Source organism: Clostridium sp., assembly GCF_032576335.1.
Classification (GTDB): Bacteria; Bacillota; Clostridia; order Oscillospirales; family Acutalibacteraceae; genus Faecalispora.
Genome location: NZ_JAWFXC010000005.1, coordinates 59,199 through 73,524, shown reverse-complemented (window position 1 = coordinate 73,524; position 14,326 = coordinate 59,199). Strand labels below are relative to the sequence as shown.

Genomic DNA, 14,326 nt, shown 5'->3' with positions numbered 1-14,326 from the left:
ATTAGATAAAAAGTCCAATTAATGATTTCAATGGCCAGCAAAATAATTTTAATAAGGTTGCAATGGTGACATTTAAAGCTGCGCATGGTATTCTGAATATAAGTCAAATCGGGGAGGGTGTTTTATGACGATACAACAGCTAAAGTGCTTTTCCGTCATGGCGGAGGTTCTTCACTACACTAAGGCCGCCAACCAGCTTTATGTTTCACAGCCAAGTTTGAGCTATTCCATTTCTGAGTTGGAGAAGGAATTGGGCTTTCCTCTGTTTGAGCGCAGGGACAATAAGACGTTTCTCACCCATTTCGGGGAATCCATATTGCCATATGTGAGGGTAGCTCTGGATAAGCTGGAGGCAATACAAATTAAAGCCTATGAATTGGCCGATCCTTTCACAGGCTCGATTAATTTAGGAAACATATACAGCATCAGCTTTGACTTTATCCCCCAGCTTTTGGAGCGCTTTTATACCAATAAGGAAAATGGTAACATTACCGTTAGCTGCGTCCAGGGTGTAAATCGCCTGCTCATCGATAAATTAATGGAGGGGTCTCTTGACCTGATTATTTCCGGCGAGAGTCGGGAGCAAGACTTGATTAGTACGCAGATTTTCACTCAAGAGCTAAATCTGATCGTACCTCAAAACCATCCATTGGCCAAAAGGGAGAGCGTTTTTATCAAAGATTTAAAAGACGAAGGCTTAATCTCTTTGGGTCCGAACAGCAATATTACCGGGCATATTTCTGCTTGCTTCCGCGCACGCGGTCTGGAGCCTAAGTTTGTACTCAGTGTAGCGGAATGTTCCGCTATGGGGGCGTTTATTAGCTCTGAAATGGCGGTGGCCATCGCCCCTGTGGTTCCCTCCTTCCACAGCAACAATGTTTGTATTATCCCCTTTGCCCAACCAGACAACGAGCTGCTGGGCCGGAAAATTTATCTGCAATGGGTGAAGGAACGGTATTTGCCCCCCACGGCTCGAAGACTGAGAGATTTTATCGTTGAGGAATTTGCAGAAAACAAATAGAACACCATTTGTGGCTCGCCTGAGCTGGTACACGAACAGATCTATATAACGGCTATAAAAACTGTAGATAAATCCCCCTTAGCATCGCAATTTTAGCAATGTTAAGGGGGATTTGTAGTAGATTATAGAAAAATTTTTGTTCTAACTAAAATAACGGTATTTTACATGAAGATTATTGAGAGATATACTGAAGCTGTGGATTTGGAATAATCGGATTTGTGAATAACATTCTGGAAAGGAGCATGTTATATTACTATGTCTAATCAAACAAACAAACAAATTACCATTTTGCAAACTAGCTTTGCAAAACGAGAGGATACGGTAGCATATCTGCAACAAAAACTACCGGGCATCCGGGTGACGTATATTACCGATGATACCGTTCTGGCTGATGTACGTGACGCGGGCATTCCCACCAAGGCGGTCATCGAGCGCACAATACTTTATACGATGGCGGCGGAAAAGGCTGGAGCAGACCTGATCTTGTTCTCCTGTTCCACCATGGGAGATGTGGCAGAGCTATGTCAAAAGTTTTCTTCTGTCCCTGTGGTGAGAATCGACGAGCCGATGGCCCGTGAGGCCGTCTCTCTTGGCAGCAAAATCGCCCTTATCTCCACTTTAATGACTACTCAAGCTCCTAGCCGCCGGCTGATAGAGAGACTCGGCCAAGAAGAGGGCAAAGAAATGCAGATTCACTCTGTTGTTCAGCAGGAAGCGTGGGAAGCACTGTCCTCCGGCGACGCAAAGCGTCACAATGAAATTCTGCTGGAGGAAATCCGCAAGCTTGACAGCATGGGATACGATGCGATTGTTATGGCTCAGGTAAGCATGCGGGCTCTTCTGCCCGACCTGAAGGATGTAAAAACTCCGCTGCTATGCAGTTTTTATTCCGGGCTGAACATGGTAGTGGAACGGATTAAGGGGTTGTAAATATGGAAATGAAGACAAGAGATATCCCCACTCTGGAAGCTATGTGCAGCCAGCTTCGACAAGATGTAATTGCCATGGTGAGCAAGGCGGGTTCGGGGCATCCCGGTGGCTCCCTTTCAGCGGCGGAATACGTAACTGCCCTCTATTTTGACTCATTGGAAAATATAGACCCGAAAAACCCCCGTAAATATGACCGCGACCGTTTTGTTCTCTCTAAGGGACACTGCTGCCCCATTTTATATTCTGCTCTAGCACGAAAAGGGTACTTCGACGTGTCGAATCTAACCAAACTGCGGGAATATGGTTCTATTTTACAGGGTCACCCAGACATGAATAAGACCCCCGGCGTAGACATCTCCTCTGGTTCTCTCGGCAACGGACTCGCGGTCGGAGTGGGAATGGCTTTATCCGCCAGAATGAAGAAGCTGAACTACAGAGTCTATGTCATGATGGGAGACGGTGAACTGCAGGAAGGCATGGTTTGGGAGGCAGCTATGTGCGCCGCCCACCATAAAGTAAAAAACATCATTGCTATTGTTGACTGTAATAACCTGCAAATAAACGGCACCATTGACGAGATTATGAGTGTAGAGCCTTTGCCCGACAAATGGCGTGCTTTTGGCTGGAAAGTCATTCAAGTGGCGGACGGCAACGATATGGAACAGGTGCTGGCTTCTCTTGATCAGGCGAAACAGACGGAAGGTCCAGTGGTGATTCTGGCAAAGACAGTAAAGGGCAAGGGTGTCTCTTTTATGGAGAACGTGGCGGCATGGCATGGTCAGGCCCCCAACGCAAAGCAAGAAGAACAAGCTCTTGCTGAATTGAAAATGGGAGGCGGGCAGTAATGGGAATCGCAACAAGATTTGCTTTTGGCAAGGAGCTGACAGAGCTTGCAGCAACAAAAGACTTCGTAGTGTGTAACGCAGATACCAAGGCCTGCGCCTTGGAGAATTTTGGGAAGCTTTACCCAGAGCGGGAATTTTCCATTGGTATTGCGGAGCAAAATCTGATGGGCACAGCGGCGGGCTTTGCCAGCTGCGGAAACAAGGTCTTTGCCTCTACCTTTGCTGTTTTCACCAGTATGCGTGCCTGCGAACAGGTGAGGCAATTTATTTGCTACCCCAAGCTGAATGTAACTGTAGTTGGTACCCATGTCGGTCTTCAGGTTGGAGGCGACGGAGCCACACATGCTGCGATTGAAGATGTTGCTATTTTTCGGGCTATGCCCAATATGACAATTGTGCAACCCTCCGACGAGGTATCTGCTAGGGCAGTCGCTAAAGCAGCCATTGACTTTGACGGACCACTGTACATTCGACTTCACCGCAATCCGGCAGATGACATTCACGACCCGGCCAACTATGAATTTAAACTAGGCAAGGCAGACACCATTGTGGACGACGGCAATAATGCTGCTATTTTTGCCTCTGGCATTCTACTTTCTAAGGCGATAGAAGCATCCAAACGCCTACATGCGGAGGGCATCGGTGTTAAGGTAATTGAAATTCATACAATTAAACCTTTGGATGAAGAAGCAATTATCAAGGCCGCCAAAGAGACTGGTGCCGTGGTCACAGTAGAGGATCACAATATCATAGGTGGATTGGGATCTGCAGTTGCAGAGGTATTGAGCGAAAAAATCCCCACCCCCTTGAAGCGTATTGGTGTGCAGGATCGATTTGCTTCCTCGGGAGATGCTGAGTTACTCTATGCTGAGCACAAAATGTCGGTACCAGATATTGTTTCTGCGGTAAAAGAAGTGATGAGCAAAAAGAAATCCCACTAATTCTATTGGCTAATGACTTTATCAGTGCGCATCTGAAACGCAATGTTGCATGAATGGAAACTTGACTGTACGTATTTGCATGCTTTTCATCTGCACCTAAAACGTGTAAGCGTTGGTGAAAGAGCCGATTAATAAAATCGGCTCTTTTGACTTGCCCCAAGATAATCTTATTTAAAATTACAACTCTTGTACATAGTCAGATCGTTATTTTCCCTTTTCTCGGAGGGGTCTTACGCAAAAGCGCACATATTCAAATGAAGTTAAGAACGTATTGACAAATTAATAAAATGAAAGTAAAATTTATTGTATCGATTTAAAGCGGTAAATTGCATGACGTATGGAAGAAACCTACGTTACAGCTTGAGGACAGTAAGAGGTGGAATAGATGAGTACAGTTACTGTAAAGAACGTAACAATCGGAGAGGGAATCCCCAAAATATGTGTTCCCATTGTAGCCAACACGAAAAAAGAAATCATTGAGGACGCATTGGACATCATAAACAGTCGAGTAGATATGGTTGAGTGGCGCGTAGACTGGTTTGAAGGTGCGTTGAATATCGAAGAAGTGAAGGATGTTCTAAAGAAGCTGTCTTCTATTTTAAATCAAATTCCCTTGCTGTTTACTCTGCGCACCATGAGAGAGGGCGGCAAAATTGACCTGAATCCAGAAGCATATGTAGAAATCAATCAGGCTGTCGTGGCGACGGGCTACGTGGATTTGATTGATGTAGAGGTATTGGCTTGGGAGACAATTGCAGAAAAAATGATAGATAGCGCGCATGCGGCAGGTGTGAAAGTAATTGGGTCAAGCCATCAGTTTGACAGTACACCTTCCCAGGAAGAAATGGTTAATCGGATGAGAAAAATACAGGATCTAGGAGCCGATATCTGTAAAATCGCGGTTATGCCCCAAGACGAAATAGATGTCATCAAATTATTGGAAGCTACGGCAATTATGCGACAGAAATATGCAAAGAAGCCAATCATTACAATGTCTATGGCTAAAATGGGAGTAGTCAGCCGCATTACCGGTGAAATCTTCGGATCTTCGCTGACTTTCGGAACTGTGAAAAAAGCATCTGCACCCGGACAAATTGATACCGAAACGCTCCATCATCTCTTGCAGGATATCCATCAAGTCATTTAAAAAGTGTTAACACCAATTATGAAAACGTGTTATTTAATCACTTAGGATTAAAAAGGCCGACACTTCAGAGTGTCGGCCTTTTCTTTTATAGAAAGCTATGATGCCAAAAGCCAAAGAAAAGCGCTTTGGTTGTGAAGCAAAACTTAGAAAATGTTAAGTTTAGCACAGAGATAATTTTACGACTTACAGCTTTAATAAGCTTTTTGAATTAAAAATTAACTTATTAGGCTTGTATCTCTCGAATGAGATTTACCATTTCAATTGCACCAACCGCACAGTCAAACCCTTTATTACCGGCCTTGGTGCCGGCTCGCTCAATCGCTTGCTCTATGTTTTCTGTTGTCAACACACCGAACATTACTGGTATATCACTATTTAGAGATACATGAGCAATCCCCTTGGAGACCTCACTACACACATAGTCGTAGTGAGTTGTGCTGCCACGAATGACTGCACCAAGGCAAATGATCGCATCATATTTTCCGCTTTTCGCCATTTTAGAAGCAATGAGAGGAATTTCAAAGGCACCCGGTACCCAAGCAATCTCAATGCTGTCCTCACTGACCTCATGACGTTTTAGACCGTCAAGAGCGCCGCCAAGCAGCTTGCTTGTAATAAATTCATTAAACCGTGCGGCAACAATACCAATCCGAATGTCCTTAGATACAAGTTTACCTTCAAATATTTTCATAAATGTAATCTCCCTTTTAATTTAATAATGTAAGATATGGCCCATTTTGTTCTGCTTAGTTTCAAGGTAGAATCGGTCGTCATCGGTAGCGTCCATTTCAATGGGAATGCGCTCAATGATTTCCAACCCAAACCCGGAAAGCTGATAGACCTTATCCGGATTATTGGTTAGCAATCGTAGGGTCTTGGCTCCAAGGTCATGCAATATCTGCGCGCCGATGAAATACTCCCGCATATCTGCTGGAAAGCCAAGTGCAAGATTCGCCTCCAAAGTATCCATGCCCTGATCCTGAAGCGCATAGGCACGCAGCTTATTTATTAGGCCAATTCCACGCCCTTCCTGACGCATGTAAAGCAGAATACCCCTCCCCTCCTTTTCAATTTGGCTCATGGCAACTGCGAACTGCTGGCCGCAGTCACAGCGCGTAGAACCAAACGCATCCCCGGTAAGGCACTCAGAATGAACACGGCACAGCAGATTTTCGCCATCCCCAATCTCACCTTTGACCAGCGCGACATGATGTTCACCATTGAGCTTGCTGACGTATCCGTAGGCCATGAACTCACCATACTTTGTTGGCATAGTGGTACAGGTCACCTGCTCCACGAGCTTATCATTTCGTTTGCGGTATTCCTGCAGGGCCTTGATTGTAACCATTTTAAGACCCCATTTCTGCGCCAACTCCATTAGTTCCGGCGTGCGCATCATGGTTCCGTCATCCCTCATAATTTCACAGCAAAGACCGCATTCTTTCAAACCCGCCAACCGCATCAAATCTACGGTTGCCTCGGTATGTCCATTTCTCTCCAAAACGCCGTTCCTTTTTGCAAGCAGTGGAAACATATGGCCAGGGCGGCGAAAATCCTCTGGCTTGGCATCGTCCGAAATACATTTCATAGCGGTGATGCTGCGCTCTGCTGCTGAAATTCCAGTAGTGGTATCGATATGGTCAACGGATACGGTAAACGCTGTTTCGTGGTTATCTTTGTTATCACTGACCATTTGGGGAAATTGCAGCTTTTTACAAAGCTCTGCGCTCATGGGCATACATATTAGACCCTTGCCATGCACCGCCATAAAATTCACATTTTCAGTGGTGGCAAACTCAGCTGCGCAAATAAAGTCTCCCTCGTCTTCTCTGTCCTCATCGTCTGTAACTAGAATGATTTTTCCAAGACGAAGGTCTGATAACGCCTCTTCAATGGTGCTGTATTCAAACATATTTTTACCTCCTAAAAACCGTATTCAGCAAGAAACCCAGCTGTTATATTGCTGTTTTGCGGTACTCTTTCTATAAGTCGTTCCACATATTTGCCAATGCAGTCATTCTCTAAATTAACCGAATCACCCACACGGCAGCTGGATAGTGTCGTTCTTGATACCGTGTGCGGTATGATGGAAACGCGAAAGCTGTTCTTTGATACCTTTGCCACAGTCAGGCTGATTCCGTCAATGGCAATCGAACCTTTTTCAATAATGTATCGAAGAACTGACGAAGGCGTTTTAATGGTGTACCAAACTGCATTATCATCTCTGCAAATATCGGAAACTGTACCTGTGCCGTCGATATGCCCGGAAACAATGTGACCACCGAATCTGCCGTTTGCGGGCATAGCTCGTTCCAGATTGACAGGGCTTCCTGTTCGCAGGTTCCCAAGGGAAGAACGGTTCAGTGTTTCATGCATTACATCAGCGGTAAAGCCGCTAGGAGAAATAGATATAACTGTAAGGCAGACGCCGTTTACTGCAACGCTGTCGCCAAGGTGAATGTCGTCCATAATCTCCGATGCCTGAACTGACAGAACAGAAGAGCTTGTTCCTTTTTGAATGCTCTGTATTTTACCCACCTCTTCTATGATTCCTGTGAACACCGAATCACCTCACTTTCTAATAAAATATCTTCACCTAACTGTGTGATGACCGGTGCGCTAAGTAAAAAAGCTCCGCTGGGAGAATCAATACCTAAGCCCTCTACTGGAGTTTTTCCGCTACCGCCAAACAGTTTGGGTGCGATATATGCCTGTACCTTATTCACAATGCCGCTTTGCAGTGCTGACCAATTCAGTGTGCCGCCGCATTCCAGCAAAAGGCTGTCAATCTGTTTTTCACCTAATCTTAGCATCAAGCTGTTCAAGTCAATTTGATTCGACCTTTGCGGTACTACCATAACCGCACAACCTGCGGCCAGATATGGCTGATGGCGATTCGTATCGGTTACAGCCGTAACGATGAGGGTCGGAGCAATGTCGGTGGTAGTGACAAGCTTTGCTTGCAACGGTGTTCTTAAATTCGTATCGCAGATGATACGCAGGGGATTTCTGCCATTCTCCAACCGACAGGTCAGCATTGGATCATCTGCAATAACCGTGCCTACGCCTACCATAATGGCAGAATAGCGGTGTCGATCCTCATGTACTCGGCGGCGTGCCTTTTCGCCGGTGATCCATTGGGATTGGCCGGTGCGCGTGGCGATTTTTCCGTCCATGGTCATTGCATATTTCATGACTACATAGGGCGTTTTATTTTGGATGTAATGGAAGAAGCTTATGTTGAGTTTGTCGCATTCATCCTTTGCCATATCCTCTGTTACCTCAATTCCGTGGGAGCGTAAAAGAGCGATTCCTTTCCCTGCGACCATTGGATTGGGATCAAACGAACCGACCACTACACGACTGATGCCGCTTTCAATAATTGCCTCCGTACAGGGCGGTGTTCTACCATAATGACAGCAGGGCTCTAACGTAACATAAAGCGTTGCGCCGACAGCCGATGTGTAGCAATCAGACAGTGCGTTTCGTTCTGCGTGGAATTCGCCATATTTTTGGTGATAGCTCTGCCCAATAATTCTTCCATTCTTAACAATTACTGCCCCTACCATGGGATTAGGGTTTACCCAACCGTAGCCTTGCTTTGCGAGCTGAATAGCAAGGCGCATATATTCTATATCATTCATACAGCACCTCCATAAAACGAAAGAATGCCTTGAACAAAAAGTTCAGGGCATTCTTTCTACCACAAGCGTGAAACTATGCTGCTGCAAATAAAAAGCTCTGGAATATAAAATATATTCCAGAGCAAAAATCGCATACACACAGAAAACTGCGGCTGTTATCTTCTTTCATCCAGACTGTACTGTCGGCTTCGGAATCTCACCGAATCATGCCTTGCGGCTCGTGGGCTTTACCACCGGTAGGGAATTGCACCCTGCCCTGAAGATATTATTCAATTATGTTTATTTTATCACTTAATATGTTCTTGTCAACCAGAAAGTATTTATTTAAGTGTAGATCAAATACGTGCGTAGGGTCTATAGGTCGCACACTGTTATTTTTAGTATCAATTTCCAACGCACAATTAATAGACAGTTTAACATAGTTATGATATATTTTTATTGATAACTGTATTGTGAAAGGAGGAAACAAATGATGTTAGGTTTCTTTTTTAATTATTCAAACTTTTTTAAGAACCGTGCTTTTCATAGCTTCATTTATTTCCTCACGCTGACCGCATTCGCTATGGCATTGCTAAACCCGATTATTGCGCTTTTTCCTGCAATACTCACTATGGTTATCTCTTTTGTATTTGTAATTTCCAAGCATAAAACCGGCTACATTGTCGTGGCTCTTTCAGTGTGCAAGAACGAATAAATACTCCTTCTTCTGAAACTTCACATATAAATCATGTGTGTTTGATGAAGGGGTTTTTGCGCCCAAAAATAAACGCTCTTGTTTGGGCGCTTGATTTAATGTGCAAATTATCAGATACTCCTTCATCATAACGCAATTAGTGTTATGGATAAGGAGTATTTTTTATGAATAAAAACAAAGGCTCTCAAAGAGGGCTTGATACTTTATACGCCGATTTTATTCGAAAGATAAACGATTACCAATGGAACAGTCAGTCAGAATACGAATTGTCCGAATTGCTTCGGGAATGTGTTTTGCATGAAAAAAGAATGCCTGAAGCATACAGCATTTTAAAAGAGATTATTAAGAGGAATACAGGGCTATTACTGTTTGACACACAACTAATGGCCGCATATTCAATGCAGCAAGGACGCATTGCAGAACTTCCTACAGGTGAGGGAAAAAACCTTTCGGCTGTAGTAACTGCTACCACCCTCGCTTTACAGAAGAACCACATACACATATTGGTATTTAATGATTATCTGGCACACCGCAATTATAGTAATAACCTGCCTATATACAAAGCTTGCGGTATATCCTGTGGTTATATCGTGGAAACATCAGACTTTGCGCACCGAAAAATAGCTTATTCATGTGATGTAGTATATGTTTAGCCGTTCCAGCTTTACTCATCCGAAAAGATGCAAGAGCTGGCCGATGACATTATGCTTGACGGTCAGATTAGTCCTCTTGATTCTTTAACTCAGACATATCGTAACCGGTTATTTATGACAGCATATTATAGAAATATTAAGTCTATAGTTTCAGCTTATTTAGCTTTATAGGAGAATCGTCATGGAAAATAATGATATTTCACAAAATAAATGTTTTCGACCTACGATGAAAATATATTCAAATGAATGTATATGTAAACTAAAAAATGATTGTTGTTGTAATTCCTGTTGCGCATTCGTAGGACCCACAGGCCCAACGGGACCAACCGGCCCAACTGGGCCAACAGGAGCAACGGGCGCTACCGGCCCGATTGGACTAACAGGAGCAACGGGCGCTACCGGCCCAACTGGACCAACAGGAGCAACGGGCGCTACTGGTCCGATTGGACTAACAGGAGCAACGGGCGCTACCGGTCCAACTGGACCAACAGGAGCAACGGGCGCTACCGGACCAACTGGACCAACTGGTGATACCGGTCCGATTGGACCAACAGGCCCAACGGGCGCTACCGGTCCCATTGGACCAACAGGAGCAACGGGCGCTACCGGTCCCATTGGACCAACAGGCCCAACGGGCGCTACCGGTCCGATTGGACCAACAGGAGCAACGGGTGATACCGGTCCCATTGGACCAACAGGTCCAACTGGCGCTACCGGTCCCATTGGACCAACAGGCCCAACGGGCGCTACCGGTCCCATTGGACCAACAGGCCCAACTGGTGATACCGGTCCCATTGGACCAACAGGCCCAACGGGCGCTACCGGTCCGATTGGACCAACAGGAGCAACGGGTGATACCGGTCCCATTGGACCAACAGGCCCAACGGGGGCAACAGGTCCAACTGGACCAACAGGCCCAACGGGCGCTACCGGTCCAACAGGAGGAGTTTTATTAAATTTTGCAGATTTCTTCGCGTTAATGCCCCCTGATAATGCAGCAACCGTAGCTCCTGGTACTGATGTGAGTTTCCCACAAGATGGACCAATTAGTGGAACAAATATCACTCGCATAGGCCCCAGCTCGTTTAACTTAGCAACAATTGGCACTTATCAAGTTTTGTTCCAAGTGAGTGTGACTGAAGCAGGCCAACTGATTCTAACTCTTAATGGAGCAGACTTAGCTTATACAGTAGAAGGGCGTGCAACAGGTACTTCGCAAATAGTGGGAATGGCTCTTGTCACAACGACAGTTATTAATTCAATTATCACTGTTCGAAATCCTGCAGGTAATCCAACAGCACTAACTATTACTCCCCTCGCTGGAGGAACAAGACCTGTTTCGGCACACCTAGTTATCACTCAACTTGAATAAAACAATCTTAACGGCCCGCAAGGTTCAAAACTTTGCGGGCTATTTACAGTTAAACAAGCTTTGCATTTTTATAAAATACATATGGTGGAACAAATAGTACCGCCATGATTCCTCAATCATTTCAAAAGAAGAGTTTTTATCCGTTTGACAGCTACTCTTTTGAAATTGATCCTATCTATCCCAAAACTTATGCAGCAACGAAAAATATTCTTCACGGCAATTTATAATTGTAACGTGTCCACCAGTTTGAAAATGATATTCGTTAGCGTTAGGGCAAAGCTCCAGCATCTGTTTGCGCTGCATTGAGTTCGCCAAATGATCCGTATCGCTGTCCACAATCAAAATATCTTTCGGCCTATTTATATACGGCTCAGAAGTAAATATATGGTTAAAAAGGAAATCTTCCATACAGTCAGCCATAATATAAAAATCTTGCTTGGTGATTCTTTTAAAATCCTCTTTGCAAAGTGCGACTAACTTATCTGTATCAGTTTTTCCGGATTTGAATTGCAGTTTTGAAAAAAACGTTCTGCCCAGCCCGTATGTCAATGCAGAAACGGGAAGTACTTTAAGTATTTTACGCATTTTGCGATAAATCTTGACCTCCGACGCATTCGTGGTGTAAGCATCATTTGGGTTCATGGAAGTCAAGCTATGGGAAAACACAATTTTATCAGCAATACTGGGGTACTCTTTTATAAGATTTTGAAGGTATACCCCACCATTGGAATTGCCGATCACATTGCACTTTGTTACTTGTTCCGTATCCAAAACAGCTTTGAGGCCTGTGGCTGTATCGGCAAACGAATGCATAGGCGGAACCGAAAGTGCTATTGTTGTAAATTCTTCTCGAAACTCCTCCGCAAGCGGAAGCCCTAACAAGTGCCCCGAAATATTTGAAAGTATCGCAAGCAGAAAACGCTCTCCATTTCCGCTAATTGTGTATCTCCACCGGTTTTCATCTAGTGTAAGAACCTTTTCCACTGCGGTAAAATTATTAAATTCATATTTTTTTATGACAGAATAATTCATTGTGTTCCCTCGCTTTCATGGTACAGTTGCCACATTAGTTTTTCAACTTCTAAAAATTCGTTATCAATAATTAATTCATCAATCTGCCCGGAACTAGCAAGTATGTTTAAACCGTGCAACATTATATAAATGCGATTACTTAACTGCATAACATGATTGGTGTTTTTGTAAACCTTTTTTAGTATTGTGTTTATTGCACTTGTTGTGTTCAAATAGGCTTCTTTCATTTTTTCTTTTCTGACTTCTGCGGGAAAACTGAAAAAGTACGGGTAGAAGATACAATTTAGCGTATTTTCAAAATTCATCATGTCGTTTTTTTCAAGCTGGTGATAAGAGCGAAACGCTTCCACTAAACTTTTAATGTCTTTCACTTCGGAAAATATCCCCCATACATCCCGAGTTTCATTCTCAACAATGTCCAAAAAGATCTCTTCCACAGAATGATAGTGGTAATAAAGACCACCGACCGACAATTTAAGAGCTTCGCTTATATCTGCCATAGTAACGGCTGAGTAACCCTTTTCAATTATAATCACCTTTGTTGCCCGCTGAATATCCAGCTTTCGCTTGTTTCCTTTTTTCATTGTAATCTCCTTAAACATAAACCGAGTACACCCTCTGTTTTTTTTATACTAACACATGTTTCCCAACTGGTCAATTAAATATATCGCTTTGCACACGAAAAACGGTTACCCAAGCTTTAAATTAAAATTTGCTTAAAAGAATAATTTCAATAAAAAATAATAATCCCGTGACAGACGAACAACTCTGTCACGGGATTATTTTTGAAAGGAGAGCTAACAGTGCAATTTATAAAGATGGCAAATCAGATTTTTAATTACCGGCTCTCCCCCAATGGTTTTAAAGTATTTTGCCTGTTGACTAGCAGAAAAAACATTTTTAACGCGGTAGTTCTTAGCTATCAGACGATTGCTGATTGTTGTGGAATAGATTCTAAAACCGCCAGAAGGGCCGTAGACGAGCTGATTACTAAAGAAATGGTAGTAAAAGAGCATCGTTACAATATTCGAGGATACGGTAGTGACAACTAATATTGTTTGCAGAGGTTTAAAAGATGAACAATAGTAGAGGGCCACCAGGTGTTTTATTTACATTATTTATACTTTTGGAGGAGGTTGAGTGAGTTTATATTCATGGCTAATTACTTGGCTTGATAAATATGAGAAAAAGACGATAAAAAGAAGTACCTACGTAAACTATGAAGGGCATATAAATAATCATCTTATTGTCTTTCAAGATATTGAAATTGCTGACGTAACAACACCGTTTCTGCAAAACTTTTTTAATGATAAATTCGATTCAGGACTTTCTGCAAAAACGATTCGCAATATGGCGATCATCTTAAAACAGGCAATGCAACAAGCGGTTGCCGATGGACTAATTCAACAAAATTGCTCCTTGTATGTAAGTTTACCTAAAGTCGTACAAAAAGAAATTCAAGTTCTTACCCACGAACAAAAAAAGAATATAATCAGAGCGTCTTATTATTATCGTTACGGCGTTTTTGTTAGACTTACTTTGTGCACTGGTTTAAGGATTGGGGAGCTGTTAGGGCTTAAATGGGAGGATATTGACTTTCAGAAAAGTGAACTAAAAATACGAAGAATTCTTCAGAGATGCAAGAATTATTCAAATTTAAAAACATCCACCTCTATATTATTTGATGAGCCGAAGACTAAAAAATCCAAACGGACAATCCCCCTCCCTCCTAACGCAATTGAAGATTTAAGAAAATGGAAGGAACGTCAACAGAATGAAACAGGAACCACCGAATATGTCGTCACAGACCGGCAAGGCAAATATATTGAGCAAACCACATTTAAAAAGTATTACAATCGCATGTTAGATAAATGCTTGATCACTGGCATTACCTTTCATGCCTTGCGTCATACTTTTGCCACACATGCACTGGAAAAAGGGATGGATAAAAAGGTACTGTCAGAAATATTAGGTCACGCTTCTGTTTCTTTCACTCTAGATACTTATGCCCATGTATTGAATACATTTAAGAGAGAAAACATGTAGC

At 43.3% G+C, this 14,326-nt stretch carries 16 protein-coding genes and 1 riboswitch; of the genes, 10 read left to right on the top strand and 6 right to left on the bottom strand.

Annotation, left to right across the window (positions count from 1 at the left end):
* Nucleotides 1-124 precede the first annotated feature (124 nt).
* The 5 genes from E7L17_RS07020 (at nt 125) to aroD (ending at nt 4,884) form a co-directional block, all read left to right on the top strand.
* Entirely contained in the window at nt 125-1,021 is an 897-nt protein-coding gene (locus E7L17_RS07020) for a LysR family transcriptional regulator (protein WP_316322545.1), read from the top strand.
* A 255-nt stretch (nt 1,022-1,276) separates the two neighbouring features.
* Nucleotides 1,277-1,951 carry an aspartate/glutamate racemase family protein gene (locus tag E7L17_RS07015; protein WP_316322544.1) on the top strand — a complete coding sequence of 225 codons (675 nt, stop codon included), beginning with the start codon at nt 1,277-1,279 and terminating at the stop codon, nt 1,949-1,951.
* Nucleotides 1,952-1,959: 8 nt separating this feature from the next.
* A complete protein-coding gene (locus E7L17_RS07010; protein WP_316322766.1) occupies nt 1,960-2,796 on the top strand; it encodes a transketolase in 837 nt (278 codons plus the stop codon).
* A complete protein-coding gene (locus tag E7L17_RS07005; protein ID WP_316322543.1) occupies nt 2,796-3,737 on the top strand; it encodes a transketolase family protein in 942 nt (313 codons plus the stop codon). Before E7L17_RS07010 ends, E7L17_RS07005 begins: the two co-directional genes overlap by 1 nt.
* 385 nt (nt 3,738-4,122) lie before the next feature.
* Nucleotides 4,123-4,884 carry a type I 3-dehydroquinate dehydratase gene (gene aroD / locus E7L17_RS07000; RefSeq protein ID WP_316322542.1) on the top strand — a complete coding sequence of 254 codons (762 nt, stop codon included), beginning with the start codon at nt 4,123-4,125 and terminating at the stop codon, nt 4,882-4,884.
* Between the two features lie 223 nt (nt 4,885-5,107).
* On the opposite strand, the gene ribE is transcribed toward aroD, so the two are convergent.
* The 4 genes from ribE to ribD are packed head-to-tail and all read right to left on the bottom strand — an operon-like array spanning nt 5,108 to nt 8,528.
* Complete coding sequence (ribE, locus tag E7L17_RS06995) at nt 5,108-5,575, bottom strand: 6,7-dimethyl-8-ribityllumazine synthase (protein WP_316322541.1); 468 nt, start codon at nt 5,573-5,575, stop codon at nt 5,108-5,110.
* Between the two features lie 21 nt (nt 5,576-5,596).
* Nucleotides 5,597-6,796, bottom strand: a complete 1,200-nt coding sequence (locus E7L17_RS06990) for a bifunctional 3,4-dihydroxy-2-butanone-4-phosphate synthase/GTP cyclohydrolase II (protein ID WP_316322540.1) — start codon at nt 6,794-6,796, stop codon at nt 5,597-5,599.
* Between the two features lie 11 nt (nt 6,797-6,807).
* Complete coding sequence (locus E7L17_RS06985; RefSeq protein WP_316322539.1) at nt 6,808-7,446, bottom strand: riboflavin synthase; 639 nt, start codon at nt 7,444-7,446, stop codon at nt 6,808-6,810.
* Nucleotides 7,428-8,528, bottom strand: a complete 1,101-nt coding sequence (ribD, locus tag E7L17_RS06980; protein ID WP_316322538.1) for a bifunctional diaminohydroxyphosphoribosylaminopyrimidine deaminase/5-amino-6-(5-phosphoribosylamino)uracil reductase RibD — start codon at nt 8,526-8,528, stop codon at nt 7,428-7,430. The genes E7L17_RS06985 and ribD overlap by 19 nt, the downstream gene beginning before the upstream one ends.
* A gap of 153 nt (nt 8,529-8,681) precedes the next feature.
* Nucleotides 8,682-8,796, bottom strand: a riboswitch (FMN riboswitch).
* A gap of 201 nt (nt 8,797-8,997) precedes the next feature.
* Between ribD and E7L17_RS06975 the strand changes: the two genes are divergently transcribed.
* From E7L17_RS06975 to E7L17_RS06965, 3 genes are all read left to right on the top strand, one after another.
* Nucleotides 8,998-9,222 carry a hypothetical protein gene (locus tag E7L17_RS06975; RefSeq protein ID WP_316322537.1) on the top strand — a complete coding sequence of 75 codons (225 nt, stop codon included), beginning with the start codon at nt 8,998-9,000 and terminating at the stop codon, nt 9,220-9,222.
* Between the two features lie 164 nt (nt 9,223-9,386).
* Nucleotides 9,387-9,875 carry a hypothetical protein gene (locus E7L17_RS06970; RefSeq protein WP_316322536.1) on the top strand — a complete coding sequence of 163 codons (489 nt, stop codon included), beginning with the start codon at nt 9,387-9,389 and terminating at the stop codon, nt 9,873-9,875.
* 181 nt (nt 9,876-10,056) lie between these two features.
* Complete coding sequence (locus E7L17_RS06965; protein WP_316322535.1) at nt 10,057-11,247, top strand: hypothetical protein; 1,191 nt, start codon at nt 10,057-10,059, stop codon at nt 11,245-11,247.
* Between the two features lie 171 nt (nt 11,248-11,418).
* Here the strand turns inward: E7L17_RS06965 and E7L17_RS06960 are convergent, their stop codons facing one another.
* Together E7L17_RS06960 and E7L17_RS06955 are read right to left on the bottom strand one after the other, a co-directional pair.
* Complete coding sequence (locus E7L17_RS06960; RefSeq protein ID WP_316322534.1) at nt 11,419-12,279, bottom strand: alpha/beta hydrolase; 861 nt, start codon at nt 12,277-12,279, stop codon at nt 11,419-11,421.
* The gene (locus E7L17_RS06955; protein WP_316322533.1) at nt 12,276-12,863 is read right to left on the bottom strand and encodes a TetR/AcrR family transcriptional regulator; all 588 of its coding nucleotides are present in this window, start codon (nt 12,861-12,863) and stop codon (nt 12,276-12,278) included. The genes E7L17_RS06960 and E7L17_RS06955 overlap by 4 nt, the downstream gene beginning before the upstream one ends.
* A gap of 219 nt (nt 12,864-13,082) precedes the next feature.
* Between E7L17_RS06955 and E7L17_RS06950 the strand changes: the two genes are divergently transcribed.
* Together E7L17_RS06950 and E7L17_RS06945 are read left to right on the top strand one after the other, a co-directional pair.
* Nucleotides 13,083-13,331: a helix-turn-helix domain-containing protein gene (locus tag E7L17_RS06950; protein ID WP_316322532.1), complete on the top strand. Its 249-nt coding sequence runs from the start codon at nt 13,083-13,085 to the stop codon at nt 13,329-13,331.
* An 88-nt stretch (nt 13,332-13,419) separates the two neighbouring features.
* Nucleotides 13,420-14,325: a tyrosine-type recombinase/integrase gene (locus E7L17_RS06945; RefSeq protein WP_316322531.1), complete on the top strand. Its 906-nt coding sequence runs from the start codon at nt 13,420-13,422 to the stop codon at nt 14,323-14,325.
* The last annotated feature ends 1 nt before the right edge of the window (nt 14,326 follow it).